Here is a 13879-nt window from a genome sequence, read left to right as displayed (position 1 = left end):
GATGGCGCAGGTTCACCCGACGGCGATCGTCGACCCGAAAGCCGAGCTCGACGTATCGGTCGTGGTCGGGCCGTACGCGGTCATCGGTGCGTCCGTCCGGATCGGCGCCGGCACCACCATCGGCGCGCACTGCGTCGTGGAGGGCCGCACGACCCTGGGCCGTGACAACCGGGTCTTCCAGTTCGCGTCGCTGGGTGCCGCGCCGCAGGACAAGAAATATGCGGGCGAGCCGACCGAACTGGTGATCGGCGACCGCAACACGATCCGCGAGTTCTGCACCTTCAACCTCGGCACGATCCAGGATGGCGGCGTGACCCGCATCGGCGACGACAACTGGATCATGGCCTACGTGCACATCGCGCACGACTGCCAGGTCGGCAACCAGGTCACGATGGCCAACAACGCCACCCTGGCCGGGCATGTGGAGGTGGGTGACTGGGTCACGGTCGGCGGCCTCACGGGCGTGCTGCAGCGCATGCGCATCGGCGCCCACGCGATGATCGGTTTCGCCAGCCACGTGGGCAAGGACGTCCCGCCCTTCATGGTGGTCGATGGCAACCCCTTGGCCGTGCGAGGCGTGAACTTGGTGGGGCTGCGCCGTCGCGACTTCTCGGCCGGCCGCATCGCCGCCATCCGCGAGATGCACAAGCTGATCTATCGGCAGGGCAAGACGCTGGAAGAGGCGCGCGCCGCCATCGCCGCCCTGGCGGCCCAGGCGCCGGAGGCGGCTGCGGATGCGACGCTGATGGACACCTTCCTCGCCACCTCCGCCAGCGGCATCGCGCGCTGAGCGAGCACGGCATGGTCGACGCAGCAACGCGGCAGTTCGCGATGGTCGCCGGCGAGCCTTCGGGCGATCTGCTGGCGGGCCTCCTGCTCGACGGATTGCGTGCCCGCTGGCCCGCCATGCGGGCGGCCGGCATCGGCGGCCCGCAGATGCTGGCGCGGGGTTTCGAGAGCTGGTGGCCGCAGGAGAAACTGGCGGTGCGCGGCTACATCGAGGTGCTGCGCCATTACGCCGAAATCGCGGGCATCCGGCGCCAGCTCAAGTCACGGCTGCTGCGCGACTGGGCCGATCTGTTCATCGGCATCGATGCCCCCGATTTCAACCTCGACCTGGAGGCCGGGCTGCGCGGCCGCGGCATGAAGACGGTGCATTTCATCTGCCCGTCGATCTGGGCCTGGCGCGCCGACCGCATCGAGAAGATCCGGGCCGCCGCCGACCACGTGCTGTGCATCTTCCCGTTCGAGCCCGCACTGCTGGCGGAGCAGGGCGTGTCGGCCAGCTACGTGGGCCATCCGCTGGCCAACGTGATCCCGATGCAGCCGGACCGCCTGGCCGCGCGTGCGGCGCTCGATCTCGACCCGGCGGCGCGCGTCGTGGCACTGCTGCCCGGCAGCCGGCGCTCGGAAGTGCGCTACCTCGCGTCGCGCTTCTTCCAGGCGGCGGCGCTGATGCATCGGCTGCAGCCGGACATCCGTTTCATCGCGCCGATCATCCCGGGCCTGCGTGCCGAGATCGAGGAAGCGTTGAAAGCCAGTGGCATGGCGGGCAAGGTCCGGCTGCTCGAGGGCCAGTCGCACGCCGCGCTGGCGGCCTGCGATGCGACGCTGATCGCCAGCGGCACGGCCACGCTCGAGGCGGCGCTCTTCAAGCGGCCGATGGTCATCGCCTACAACATGAACCGGGTGTCGTGGCACCTCATGCATCGGCAGCAACTGCAGCCGTGGGTAGGCCTGCCGAACATCCTGTGCAACGACTTCGTCGTGCCCGAATTGCTTCAGGAGGCGGCCACGCCGCAGGCCCTGGCCGCCGCCACCTTGCAATGGCTGGCGGAGCCGGCCAAAGTGGAGGCCCTGCAACACCGATTCACCGCGCTGCATGCCGAGTTGCTGCGCGACACCCCGACCCTCTGCGCCGATGCGATCGAGCAAGTTCTTGAAGGCTGAACAAGCCGCGCTGCTGTGGGACGCGCCCGGGCTGCTGGCCGGCGTGGACGAGGCGGGCCGCGGCCCGCTCGCCGGCCCGGTCGTGGCAGCCGCGGTCATCCTGGACGACCGCCGGCCGATCCGTGGGCTGGCCGATTCCAAGACGCTGACGGCGCGCCAGCGCGAGCGCCTCCATGACCAGATCCTGGCCCGGGCGCTGTGCTGTTCGGTGGCGCATGCCACGGTGGAAGAGATCGACACGCACAACATCCTGCAGGCCACCATGATCGCGATGCGGCGCGCCGTCGAGGGCCTACGGCTGAAGCCGGCCAAGGTGCTGGTCGACGGCAACCGGCTGCCGACGCTCGACGTGCTGGCCGAGGCCATCGTCAAGGGCGACGCGCGGGTCAAGGCCATTTCGGCGGCATCGATCCTGGCCAAGGTGCACCGCGACCGGCTGTGCGAGGAACTGCACCTGGAATTTCCGCACTACGGATTCGCCGGCCACAAAGGCTATGGCACGCCGGAGCATCTCGAAGCGCTGAAGCGCCATGGCGCCTGCGTCCATCACCGGCGTTCCTTCTCGCCGGTCGCGGCAGCGCTCGCACGTGCCGCGGCTATCGCATCGGCGCCGGCACCGATGGATGTGCCGGTGAGCACGGTTCTGTACGGCGACGGTGTGCAACTGGCGGTCGACGTCCGGACCGGCTCATGAGTCAGACCGAAACGAGCCACATCAGCTCGCGCGACAACCCGTTGCTCAAGGACCTGCGCAAGCTGGCGCAGGATCCCGGGGCCTACCGCAAGCTGGGCCGCGTCTGGCTCGAGGGCGATCACCTCTGCCGTGCGGCGCTGGTGCGCGGGGTGCGCCCCGCGCTGGCGGTCTTCGCCGAATCGTTCTGGCCGCAGGCGCAGCTCGAGTGGGCCGATGCCGCCGACAAGACCGTCGTCGTGGCCGATGCGCTGCTGGCGGCTGCGAGCGGCCTGGAATCACCGGCCCCGATGGGCTTCGTGCTGCACCTGCCGATGCGTCCCGACCTGCAGCCCGATGCACCGACGGTCGTGCTCGACCGCCTGCAGGACGCCGGCAACGTCGGCTCCGTGCTGCGCAGCGCGTCGGCCTTCGGCTTCACCCAGGTGGTGGCGCTCAAGGGCACCGCCGCGCTGTGGGCGCCCAAGGTGCTGCGCGCCGGCATGGGTGCGCACTTCGGCCTGCGGCTGATCGAAGGCGTGGACATCGACGTGCTCGACGGGCTGCAAGTGCCGCTGGTCGCCACCAGCTCGCACCAGGGCGAGTGGCTGCACAAGGCGGCGCTGCCACACCCCTGCGCCTGGCTGATGGGGCATGAAGGGCAGGGCGTCTCGACCGCGCTGGAGGCGCGTGCGACGCACCACATCCGCATCGCACAGCCGGGTGGCGAGGAGTCGCTCAACGTGGCCGCGGCGGCGGCGATATGCCTTCACGCCAGTGCCGCGGCCACCGAAAGGTGAAGGCGCGCCGGCTATAATCGGGGGCTTTCCCGCTCACACCCCGCCCACAGCGCACGCAAGCCTCACTTTCGACGAAAGCCGCAACCTTCCCGTCCCACGATGGGGTGACTTGGGTTCGCTTTGGGCGTCATCCATCCGGAGAACCCAGTGCTTTTGTCTCTTCAGGGAGCCTTCCCTCCCGCCATCCTGGCGCTCGCAGACGGCACGGTCTTTCTCGGCAACTCGATCGGAGCCACCGGCTCCACCGCCGGCGAAGTAGTGTTCAACACCGCCATGACCGGCTACCAGGAAATCCTCACCGACCCGAGCTACTGCCAGCAGATCGTGACCCTCACGTATCCGCACATCGGCAACTACGGCGTCAACGAGGAGGACATCGAGGCCGACAAGATCCATGCTGCCGGTCTGATCATCAAGGATCTGCCGCTCCTGGCGTCGAATTTCCGCCATACCGCCACGCTCAGCGAGTACCTGGCGCGTGGCAACACGGTCGCCATCGCCAACATCGACACCCGCAAGCTGACCCGCCACCTGCGCACGAACGGCGCGCAGAACGGTTGCATCCTGGGGCTGGCCGCGGGTGAGGCGGTGTCTCAGGCGCTGATCGACAAGGCGATCGCCGCCGCCAAGGCCGCGCCGAACATGGCCGGGCTGGACCTCGCCAAGGTGGTGTCGGTGCAGCAGACCTACGAATGGAACCAGACCGAGTGGAAGCTGGGTTCGGGCTACGGCGTGCAGATCACGCCGAAGTTCCATGTGGTCGCCTTCGACTACGGCGTCAAGAAGAACATTTTGCGCATGATCGCCCAGCGCGGCGCGCGCATCACGGTGGTGCCGGCGCAGACGCCCGCTGCCGACGTGCTCAAGCTCAAGCCCGACGGCATCTTCCTGGCCAACGGCCCGGGCGACCCGGAGCCGTGCGACTACGCGATCGCCGCCACGCGCGAGCTGATCGAGACCGGCATCCCGACCTTCGGCATCTGCCTGGGCCACCAGATCATGGCGCTCGCCTCGGGTGCGAAGACCTTCAAGATGAAGTTCGGCCACCACGGCGCGAACCATCCGGTGAAGGACCTGGACAACGGCCGTGTGAGCATCACCAGCCAGAACCACGGTTTTGCGGTCGACGAGAAGTCGCTGCCCGCCACGCTGCGCCCCACGCACATCAGCCTGTTCGACAACACGCTGCAGGGCCTGGCCCGCACCGACAAGCCGGCCTTCTGCTTCCAGGGCCACCCGGAAGCCTCGCCCGGCCCGCACGACATCGGCTACCTGTTCGATCGCTTCACGGCATTGATGGAAAAGCACAAAGCAGGAAACAAGAATGCCTAAGCGCACAGATCTCAAGAGCATCCTCATCATCGGCGCCGGCCCGATCATCATCGGCCAGGCCTGCGAGTTCGACTACTCGGGCGTCCAGGCCTGCAAGGCGCTGCGCGAGGAGGGCTACAAGGTCATCCTGATCAACAGCAACCCCGCGACGATCATGACCGACCCGGCCACGGCCGACGTGACCTACATCGAGCCGATCACCTGGCAGACGGTCGAGAAGATCATCGCCAAGGAGCGTCCCGACGCGATCCTGCCGACCATGGGCGGCCAGACCGCGCTGAACTGCGCGCTCGACCTGTGGCGCCACGGCGTGCTCGACAAGTACAAGGTCGAGCTGATCGGCGCCAAGCCCGAGGCCATCGACAAGGCCGAGGACCGCCTGAAGTTCAAGGACGCGATGACCAAGATCGGCCTGGGCTCGGCGCGCTCGGGCATCGCCCATTCGATGGACGAGGCCTGGGCGGTGCAGAAGACCGTCGGCTTCCCGACCGTGATCCGCCCGAGCTTCACGCTCGGCGGCACCGGCGGCGGCATCGCCTACAACCCGGAGGAGTTCGAGACCATCTGCAAGCGCGGCCTCGAAGCCTCGCCGACCAATGAGCTGCTGATCGAAGAGTCGCTGCTCGGCTGGAAGGAATACGAGATGGAAGTGGTCCGCGACACGGCGGACAACTGCATCATCGTCTGCTCGATCGAGAACCTCGACCCGATGGGCGTGCACACTGGCGACTCGATCACGGTCGCGCCGGCCCAGACGCTTTCCGACAAGGAATACCAGATCCTGCGCAATGCCTCGCTGGCCGTGCTGCGCGAGATCGGCGTCGATACCGGCGGCTCGAACGTCCAGTTCTCGATCAACCCGAAGGACGGCCGCATGGTCGTCATCGAGATGAACCCGCGCGTATCGCGCTCGTCGGCGCTGGCCTCGAAGGCCACCGGGTTCCCGATCGCCAAGGTCGCGGCCAAGCTGGCCGTGGGCTACACGCTCGACGAACTGCGCAACGACATCACGGGCGGCGCCACGCCGGCGTCGTTCGAGCCGTCGATCGACTACGTGGTCACCAAGATCCCGCGTTTCGCCTTCGAAAAATTCCCGCAGGCCGATTCGCGCCTGACGACGCAGATGAAGTCGGTGGGCGAGGTGATGGCCATGGGCCGCACCTTCCAGGAATCGTTCCAGAAGGCCCTGCGCGGCCTCGAGGTCGGCGTCGACGGCCTGAACGAGAAGACGCAAGACCGCGAGGTGCTCGAGAAGGAACTGGGCGAACCCGGCCCCGAGCGCATTTGGTACGTGGGCGATGCCTTCGCCATGGGCCTCTCCGTCGACGAAGTCTTCGCGCTGACCAAGATCGACCCGTGGTTCCTGGTGCAAATTGAGGAGATCGTGAAGATCGAGCTCGAGCTGGAAACCAAGTCGCTCGACGAGATCGACAAGGACACGCTGCTCGCGCTCAAGAAGAAGGGCTTCTCCGACCGCCGTCTGGCGCGTCAGCTCAAGACCACCGACACCGCCATCCGCGAGAAGCGGCGCGCCCTGGGCGTGCGCCCGGTCTACAAGCGCGTGGACACCTGTGCGGCCGAGTTCGCGACCAACACCGCCTACATGTACTCGACCTACGAGGACGAGTGCGAGGCCGACCCGACGGACAGGAAGAAGATCATGGTGCTCGGCGGCGGCCCCAACCGCATCGGCCAGGGCATCGAGTTCGACTACTGCTGCGTGCACGCCGCACTCGCCATGCGCGAAGACGGCTACGAGACCATCATGGTCAACTGCAATCCGGAGACCGTGTCGACCGACTACGACACCAGCGACCGCCTGTACTTCGAGCCGCTGACGCTCGAGGACGTGCTCGAGATCGTCGACAAGGAAAAGCCGCTCGGCGTGATCGTGCAGTACGGCGGCCAGACGCCGCTCAAGCTCGCGCTCGACCTCGAAGCCAACGGCGTGCCGATCATCGGCACTTCGCCGGACATGATCGACGCCGCGGAAGACCGCGAACGTTTCCAGCAACTGCTGCACAAGCTCGGCCTGCGCCAGCCGCCGAACGCGACGGCGCGCGCCGAGCCCGAAGCGCTCGAGAAGGCCGCCGCGCTGGGCTATCCGCTGGTCGTGCGCCCGAGCTACGTGCTCGGTGGCCGCGCCATGGAAATCGTGCACGAGCAGCGTGACCTGGAACGCTACATGCGCGAAGCGGTCAAGGTGAGCAACGATTCGCCGGTGCTGCTCGACCGCTTCCTCAACGACGCGGTCGAGTGCGACGTCGACTGCATCCGCGATGCCGAAGGCGGCACGCTGATCGGTGGCGTGATGGAACACATCGAACAGGCCGGCGTGCACTCGGGCGATTCGGCCTGCTCGCTGCCGCCCTACAGCCTCAGCGCAGAAACGATCGCCGAACTCAAGCGCCAGAGCGCGGCGATGGCCGAAGCGCTGAACGTGGTCGGCCTGATGAACGTGCAGTTCGCGATCCAGCAGAAGGATGGCCAGGACGTCATCTACGTGCTCGAAGTGAACCCGCGAGCCTCCCGCACCGTGCCCTACGTGAGCAAGGCCACCGGCATCCAGTTGGCCAAGGTGGCGGCGCGTTGCATGGCCGGCCAGTCGCTCCAATCGCAGGGCATCACGAAGGAAGTGACGCCGCCGTACTTCAGCGTGAAGGAGGCCGTGTTTCCCTTCGTCAAGTTCCCGGGCGTGGACACCATCCTCGGCCCCGAGATGAAGTCGACCGGCGAGGTGATGGGCGTGGGCAAGACCTTCGGCGAAGCCTTCGTGAAGTCGCAACTGGGTGCCGGAACCATCCTGCCGAAGTCGGGCAAGGTCTTCATCTCGGTGAAGAACAACGACAAGGCGCGTGCGGTGGAAGTCGCGCGTGGCCTGGCCAATCTGGGCTTCGAGCTGATCGCGACCAAGGGCACCGCCGCTGCCATCGCCGCCGCGGGCATTGCCTGCGACACGGTGAACAAGGTGACCGAAGGCCGGCCGCACATCGTGGACATGATCAAGAACAACGAGATCGCCATGGTCATCAACACTGTGGAAGAGCGCCGCAACGCGATCACCGATTCGCGGCTGATCCGCACGTCGTCGCTGGCCGCGCGCGTGACCACCATCACCACCATCTTCGGGGCGGAGGCGGCCGTCGAAGGCATGCGCCACATGGACGAGCTCAGCGTGATCTCGGTGCAGGAGATGCACGCGCAACTGGCGCAGGCCTGAGGTCGGCGGTGGAAACGCAGCTCGTCGAACTCGACCTGGCCGACTGGGTTGCGGCCACGCCGAACGACGACTGGATCGCCGCCCTCGAAGCCGGCAAGGTGCTGTATTTCCCGAAGCTCGGCTTCGAGCTGCGGCCGGAAGAGCGCGGCCTGCTGACGCCGAGCCTGCTGGCACCGAAGGTGCGCAACATCAGCCTCGATGCGTCGGGCACGCTCAAGGGCGTGGCCGGCGACGAGGCGGTGCAGCGCGCCACGGCGGCGATGGTCGGGCGCTTTCGCGCGCAGGCCACGCAGCTCATCCACGGCCTGCTCCCGCACTACACGCCGGCCTTGCGCCTGGCGCCGACGAGCTATCGGCCGGCGCAGGTGGAGACGCGGGTGCAATCCTGGCGCGCCGACGACAAGCGCATGCATGTCGACGCCTTTCCGTCGCGGCCCAACTACGGCGAGCGCATCCTGCGGGTGTTCACCAACGCCAACCCCGACGGCGTGCCGCGCGTCTGGCGCGTGGGCGAGCCCTTCGAGACGGTCGCCAAGCGCTTCCTGCCGCGCGCCAAACCGTATTCGCGCTGGCAGGCGAAGGCCCTGCGCGCGCTGCGCGTGACCAAGTCGCTGCGCAGCGAGTACGACCACCTGATGCTGCAGCTGCACGACGCCATGAAGTCGGACCTCGACTACCAGCAGAACGGCCCGCAGCAGACGGTTCCGTTCCCGGCCGGCTCGGTCTGGGTGTGCTTTTCCGACCAGACCTCGCATGCCGTGATGTCGGGCCAGTACATGCTGGAACAGACGCTGCACCTGCCGGCGGCCAGGCAATACAATCCTGACTCGAGCCCGCTCGCCATCCTGAGCCGGCTGACCGGACGTACACTCGTCTGATCCTTCTCTCCCCCATGCACCGCCGAACGGCAGCGTTCGGCGGTTTCGTTTTCTGGAGCAACAGAACATGAACACCATTCCCGTGACCAAGCGCGGCGCCGAAAAGCTGCGCGAAGAACTGCACCGCCTCAAGACGGTCGATCGCCCCTGGGTGATCAATGCGATCTCCGAGGCGCGCGCCCAGGGCGACCTGAGCGAGAACGCCGAGTACGAGGTCGCCAAGGACCGCCAGGGCTTCATCGAAGGCCGCATCCAGGAAATCGAAGGCAAGCTGTCGGCCGCGCAGATCATCGACCCGACTGCGCTCGACGCTGGCGGCAAGGTGGTGTTCGGTGCGACCGTCGAGCTTGAAGAGGAAAGCAGCGGCGAAGCCGTGACCTACCAGATCGTCGGCGAGGACGAGGCCGACCTGAAGCAGGGCCTCATCAACATCTCCAGCCCGATCGCGCGTGCGCTCATCGGCAAGGAAGAGGGCGACACCGCTGCGGTGCAGGCGCCGGGTGGCGTGAAGAACTACGAGATCGTCGCGGTCAAGTACCTGTGAGCCTGCGATGAAGGACCGCGTCGCGCTCTTGCTCGCCGCCTTCTGGTGGGGCAGCCTGAGCACCATCGGTTTTCTGGTGGTGCCGATGCTGTTCGCCCGCCTCGGCAACCCGGCGGTCGCCGGCAATTTCGCCGGCCAGTTGTTCGAAGCGCAGAGCTGGATCGCGATCGCCTGCGGGCTGATCCTCCTGATCCATTTCCGACAGAAGGCCGATGCCGGCTTCGATGCAGCGACTCGCATGGCCATCGGCCTGGTCCTGGCGGCGCTGCTGCTTGCGCTCCTTCAGCAGTACGTCGCGGCGCCGCGCATCCTGGCGCGCGACAACCTCAAGTTCTGGCATGCCGCCGGCAGCGGCATGTACCTGGCGCAGTGGGCCTGCGCGGGCGCGCTGCTGTGGCGCATGGGGCGCCGCACCGGCGCCTGATCAGGCCGTCCAGTACTTCGCGATCCAGCGCGCGGGGCGGATGAACCGGAAGGCCCGGTTGCGTCGCCCGGCCAGGGCATCGGGCGGGTTGCATTCGCCGTGGAACACCATCACGCGCGCGCCCTCCGGCACGAAAGGCTCCTGCCAGTAGTTGGTCGGCCAGGTCGGGATGCCGTGGTACTTGAAGCTCGGGCACCAGGCGTCGGGCCAGTACTGCAGCTTGCCTTGGGCGTGCAGGAAGTCCGACAGGTAGGCCTGTTCGTTGCGGAACTCCGCCTGCACCTTGTCCATGTGGGCGCGGAAGTACGCCAGCACGTCGGCATGCGCGCCCAGCTCGAAGCGATAGACCGACGAGTTGCCGGTGATGCGCTCCGTGCGCCACGGCCGGGCGTAGTCGTGGATGATCAGGAAGTCGCCCGGCTGCTCGAAGAACACATCGAGGCCGCCGACCACGACCACGTCGAGGTCGAGGAAGAGGGCGGTGCCGCGCAGCCCGTGCAGGTCACGTTCGAAGGTGGTCAGCTTCTTCCACGCGCGGTCCGGCTGCCCCGCGGGCACGTCCAGGTCGAGCGGCGGGATGGGCAGGCACTGCACCTCGCTGCGAATGCCCTTCGCATCGTCGGTCAGGCAGACGAAGTTGAAGTCGCCGGTCAGATGCCGACGCACCATCGCATAGAGACGATTGACGTAGTCGGGGCCGTACTTCGTGCCCCACTTCATGCAGAGGATGTGGCGCTGCCGCCCTGCGGCCTGGCGGGTCGGCATCAGTCCGCCTGGTTGCGCTTCTTGGCCGACAGGGGGCGCTTCGGCTTGGCGCGCTTGATGGTGCCGCCGGGCGTGAGGCGCTGGTTGCCCAGCACGCGCAGCGTCTTGATTTCGGGGCGCTGACCGAAGCGCTTGCTGTACTTGACGATCTTCACGTCGCGTGGACCGGGCATGCGGTCTTCGTCGACGTCCTTGACCTTCTCGGGCTTGGGGCGCCAGAGCACCAGCAGCTTGCCGATGTGCTGGATCGGCGCGGCGCCGAGCTCGTCGGCCAGCGTCGTCAGCATGGCCTCGCGGGCCACGCGGTCATCCGAGAAGACCCGGATCTTGATCAGGCCGTGCGCCTTGAGTGCGGCGTCGGCCTCTTTCTTGACAGCCGGGGTGAGCCCGTCGCCACCGACCATGACGATCGGATCGAGGTGATGGGCTTCGGCGCGGTGCACCTTGCGCTGCGCAGGGGTAAGTTGAATGGCTGTCATAGCCGTATTATCGCGAACCCCCGCCCAGCGAACCGAGTACGACCCCGCCGATGAGCACCAAAACAACCGGCAAGAAGGTCAACAAGGCCTGGCTGCACGACCATATCAACGATCCCTGGGTCAAACTGGCGACCCGGGAGGGCTACCGGGCGCGCGCTGCGTACAAGCTCAAGGAGATCGACGAGACGCTCGGTCTGATCAAGCCGGGGCACGTGGTGGTCGACCTTGGGTCCACCCCCGGCGCCTGGAGCCAGTACGCCCGGCGGCGCCTGTCCCCCGGTGGCGCCGCGGCCGGAACGCTGCACGGCACCATCATCGCGCTCGACCTTCTGCCCATGGAGCCGATCGAAGGCGTCACCTTCCTGCAAGGGGATTTCCGGGAGGACGAGGTGCTCGCTCGCCTGGAAGAAGTCCTGGCCGGTCGCAAGGTCGATGTGGTCGTGTCGGACATGGCGCCGAATCTCTCGGGCATCGCCTCCGCCGATGCGGCGCGGATCAGCCATCTGGTCGAATTGGCCATCGACTTTGCGCGCCAGCATCTCAAGCCCGAGGGCGCGCTCGTCGCGAAGGTGTTCCATGGCGCCGGCTATGCCGAACTGACCCAGCTGTTCAAGGAGAACTTCCGGGTGGCGAAGCCCTTCAAACCGAAGGCATCGCGCGATAAATCGTCCGAAACCTTCCTGGTGGGCGTCGGCCTGCGAGGCGCTGACACCCATTGATACCGGTTGTCTCTGCCGCTGTGCGCAGGAAACCCTCGCCCATGCTGTGGCTGCTTGAGGGAAATCACGCGGTTTCGCAGCTTGAAAAGCCTAAAATGGGCATCAATTGCGTGACCTGGGCGAATTTTCATTTCGCTGTCACGCGCTTTTGACTGGAGCTTCGTTTGAACAATCAGTGGTTTTCCAAGGTTGCCGTCTGGCTTGTCATCGCGATGGTGTTGTTCACTGTGTTCAAGCAGTTCGACACCCGCGGTGTCGCTGGCGCCGGCAACATCGGCTACTCCGACTTCCTCGAGGAAGTTCGTGGTAACCGCATCAAGAGCGCCACGATCCAGGAAGGCCAGGGCGGCAGCGAGATCGTCGCGATCACCAATGACGATCGCCGCATCCGCACCACCGCCACCTACCTCGACCGCGGGTTGGTCGGTGACCTGATCGCCAACAACGTCAAGTTCGACGTCAAGCCGCGCGAAGAGGGCTCGCTCCTCATGACCTTGCTGGTCAGCTGGGGGCCGATGCTGCTGCTGATCGGCGTGTGGGTCTACTTCATGCGACAGATGCAAGGCGGCGGCAAGGGCGGGGCGTTCAGCTTCGGCAAGAGCAAGGCGCGCATGCTCGACGAGAACACCAACACCGTCACCTTCGCCGATGTCGCCGGTTGCGACGAGGCCAAGGAAGAAGTCAAGGAGGTCGTCGACTTCCTGAAGGACCCGGCCCGCTTCCAGAAGCTGGGTGGCCGCATCCCCCGCGGGCTGCTGTTGGTCGGGCCGCCCGGCACCGGTAAGACGCTGCTGGCCAAGTCGATCGCTGGCGAGGCCAAGGTGCCGTTCTTCTCGATTTCCGGTTCGGATTTCGTCGAGATGTTCGTCGGCGTGGGCGCGGCCCGCGTGCGCGACATGTTCGAGAACGCCAAGAAGAACGCGCCCTGCATCATCTTCATCGACGAAATCGATGCGGTCGGTCGCCAGCGTGGCGCCGGTCTCGGCGGCGGCAACGACGAGCGCGAGCAGACGCTCAACCAGATGCTGGTCGAGATGGACGGCTTCGAGACCAACCTCGGCGTGATCGTCGTGGCCGCGACGAACCGTCCGGACATCCTCGACGCCGCCTTGCTGCGCCCCGGCCGTTTCGACCGCCAGGTGTATGTGACGCTGCCGGACATCCGCGGCCGCGAACAGATCCTGGCCGTGCACATGCGCAAGGTGCCGCTGGGCCAGGACGTGAACCCCAGCGTGATCGCGCGTGGCACGCCGGGCATGTCGGGTGCCGACCTGGCCAATCTCTGCAACGAAGCCGCGCTGATGGCCGCTCGCCGCAATGCGCGTGTGGTCGAGATGCAGGACTTCGAGAAGGCCAAGGACAAGATCTTCATGGGCCCCGAGCGCAAGAGCATGGTCATGCCCGAGGAAGAGCGCCGCAACACGGCCTACCATGAGTCCGGCCACGCCCTCATCGGCAAGCTGCTGCCCAAGTGCGATCCGGTGCACAAGGTCACCATCATCCCGCGCGGCCGTGCGCTGGGCGTGACCATGAGCCTGCCGGCGCAGGACCGCTACAGCTACGACCGCGAGTACATGCTCAATCAGATCAGCATGCTGTTCGGTGGCCGCATCGCCGAAGAAGTGTTCATGCACCAGATGACCACCGGCGCGAGCAACGACTTCGAACGCGCGACCTCCATCGCTCGCGACATGGTCACCCGCTACGGCATGACCGACGCGCTGGGCCCGATGGTCTATGCCGAGAACGAAGGCGAAGTGTTCCTCGGCCGCTCGGTCACCAAGACGACGAACATGAGCGAACAGACCATGGAAAAGGTCGACAGCGAAGTGCGCCGCATCATCGACGAGCAGTACAACCTGGCCCGGCGTCTCATCGAAGAGAACAGCGACAAGATGCACGCCATGGCCAAGGCCCTGCTCGAATGGGAGACCATCGATTCGGACCAGCTCGACGACATCATGGCCGGTCGCGAACCGCGTCCGCCGAAGGACTGGACGCCGCGCATTCCGCCGTCGAACAGTGGCGGCAGCGGCGGCACGCCGGCGGTCAACCCTGACCCGGCGCCCACCGCCGCCTGAGCACCGATGCAAGGGTG

The 13879-nt window shown here is 66.6% G+C and carries 13 protein-coding genes; 11 read left to right on the top strand and 2 right to left on the bottom strand.

What is annotated here, in order from left to right:
• Position 1 precedes the first annotated feature (1 nt).
• The 9 genes from lpxA (at position 2) to QTH86_RS04940 (ending at position 9818) form a co-directional block, all read left to right on the top strand.
• Positions 2–790: an acyl-ACP--UDP-N-acetylglucosamine O-acyltransferase gene (gene lpxA / locus QTH86_RS04980; protein ID WP_286645767.1), complete on the top strand. Its 789-nt coding sequence runs from the start codon at positions 2–4 to the stop codon at positions 788–790.
• 11 nt (positions 791–801) lie between these two features.
• Positions 802–1950 (top strand): lipid-A-disaccharide synthase, encoded by a 1149-nt coding sequence (gene lpxB, locus QTH86_RS04975; protein ID WP_286645768.1) that lies wholly within the window; start codon positions 802–804, stop codon positions 1948–1950.
• Positions 1922–2644: a ribonuclease HII gene (gene rnhB, locus QTH86_RS04970; protein WP_286645769.1), complete on the top strand. Its 723-nt coding sequence runs from the start codon at positions 1922–1924 to the stop codon at positions 2642–2644. The genes lpxB and rnhB overlap by 29 nt, the downstream gene beginning before the upstream one ends.
• Positions 2641–3420, top strand: a complete 780-nt coding sequence (locus QTH86_RS04965) for a TrmH family RNA methyltransferase (RefSeq protein ID WP_286645770.1) — start codon at positions 2641–2643, stop codon at positions 3418–3420. Before rnhB ends, QTH86_RS04965 begins: the two co-directional genes overlap by 4 nt.
• A 147-nt stretch (positions 3421–3567) precedes the next feature.
• Positions 3568–4752 carry a glutamine-hydrolyzing carbamoyl-phosphate synthase small subunit gene (gene carA / locus QTH86_RS04960; protein WP_286645771.1) on the top strand — a complete coding sequence of 395 codons (1185 nt, stop codon included), beginning with the start codon at positions 3568–3570 and terminating at the stop codon, positions 4750–4752.
• Positions 4745–7972 carry a carbamoyl-phosphate synthase large subunit gene (gene carB / locus QTH86_RS04955; RefSeq protein WP_286645772.1) on the top strand — a complete coding sequence of 1076 codons (3228 nt, stop codon included), beginning with the start codon at positions 4745–4747 and terminating at the stop codon, positions 7970–7972. The genes carA and carB overlap by 8 nt, the downstream gene beginning before the upstream one ends.
• A gap of 8 nt (positions 7973–7980) precedes the next feature.
• Complete coding sequence (gene kdoO / locus QTH86_RS04950; RefSeq protein WP_286645773.1) at positions 7981–8850, top strand: Kdo hydroxylase KdoO; 870 nt, start codon at positions 7981–7983, stop codon at positions 8848–8850.
• Positions 8851–8917: 67 nt separating this feature from the next.
• Positions 8918–9394: a transcription elongation factor GreA gene (gene greA, locus QTH86_RS04945; protein WP_286645774.1), complete on the top strand. Its 477-nt coding sequence runs from the start codon at positions 8918–8920 to the stop codon at positions 9392–9394.
• Positions 9395–9401: 7 nt separating this feature from the next.
• A complete protein-coding gene (locus tag QTH86_RS04940; RefSeq protein WP_286645775.1) occupies positions 9402–9818 on the top strand; it encodes a DUF4149 domain-containing protein in 417 nt (138 codons plus the stop codon).
• Here QTH86_RS04940 and QTH86_RS04935 read toward each other — a convergent pair whose 3' ends face one another.
• Together QTH86_RS04935 and QTH86_RS04930 are read right to left on the bottom strand one after the other, a co-directional pair.
• Positions 9819–10583, bottom strand: a complete 765-nt coding sequence (locus QTH86_RS04935) for a glycosyltransferase (protein ID WP_286645776.1) — start codon at positions 10581–10583, stop codon at positions 9819–9821.
• On the bottom strand, positions 10583–11062 hold the full coding sequence (locus QTH86_RS04930) for a YhbY family RNA-binding protein (RefSeq protein ID WP_286645777.1): 480 nt from the start codon (positions 11060–11062) through the stop codon (positions 10583–10585). Before QTH86_RS04930 ends, QTH86_RS04935 begins: the two co-directional genes overlap by 1 nt.
• 50 nt (positions 11063–11112) lie before the next feature.
• Between QTH86_RS04930 and QTH86_RS04925 the strand changes: the two genes are divergently transcribed.
• Entirely contained in the window at positions 11113–11781 is a 669-nt protein-coding gene (locus tag QTH86_RS04925; RefSeq protein ID WP_286645778.1) for an RlmE family RNA methyltransferase, read from the top strand.
• A 164-nt stretch (positions 11782–11945) separates the two neighbouring features.
• Entirely contained in the window at positions 11946–13862 is a 1917-nt protein-coding gene (ftsH, locus tag QTH86_RS04920) for an ATP-dependent zinc metalloprotease FtsH (RefSeq protein ID WP_286645779.1), read from the top strand.
• Positions 13863–13879: the final 17 nt, after the last annotated feature.

The sequence above is a fragment of the Variovorax sp. J2L1-78 genome, from assembly GCF_030317205.1.
GTDB classification, from domain to species: domain Bacteria; phylum Pseudomonadota; class Gammaproteobacteria; order Burkholderiales; family Burkholderiaceae_C; genus Variovorax; species Variovorax arabinosiphilus.
The sequence above is the reverse complement of the archived record's forward strand: the minus strand, read 5'-3'. Positions and strand labels throughout refer to the sequence as shown.

Coding starts and splice junctions, on each gene's coding strand:
- lpxA (WP_286645767.1), top strand. CDS start 2: ATGGCGCAGGTTCACCCGACGGCGATCGTCGACCCGAAAGCCGAGCTC.
- lpxB (WP_286645768.1), top strand. CDS start 802: ATGGTCGACGCAGCAACGCGGCAGTTCGCGATGGTCGCCGGCGAGCCT.
- rnhB (WP_286645769.1), top strand. CDS start 1,922: ATGCGATCGAGCAAGTTCTTGAAGGCTGAACAAGCCGCGCTGCTGTGG.
- QTH86_RS04965 (WP_286645770.1), top strand. CDS start 2,641: ATGAGTCAGACCGAAACGAGCCACATCAGCTCGCGCGACAACCCGTTG.
- carB (WP_286645772.1), top strand. CDS start 4,745: ATGCCTAAGCGCACAGATCTCAAGAGCATCCTCATCATCGGCGCCGGC.
- greA (WP_286645774.1), top strand. CDS start 8,918: ATGAACACCATTCCCGTGACCAAGCGCGGCGCCGAAAAGCTGCGCGAA.
- QTH86_RS04940 (WP_286645775.1), top strand. CDS start 9,402: ATGAAGGACCGCGTCGCGCTCTTGCTCGCCGCCTTCTGGTGGGGCAGC.
- QTH86_RS04935 (WP_286645776.1), bottom strand. CDS start 10,583: ATGCCGACCCGCCAGGCCGCAGGGCGGCAGCGCCACATCCTCTGCATG.
- QTH86_RS04930 (WP_286645777.1), bottom strand. CDS start 11,062: ATGACAGCCATTCAACTTACCCCTGCGCAGCGCAAGGTGCACCGCGCC.
- QTH86_RS04925 (WP_286645778.1), top strand. CDS start 11,113: ATGAGCACCAAAACAACCGGCAAGAAGGTCAACAAGGCCTGGCTGCAC.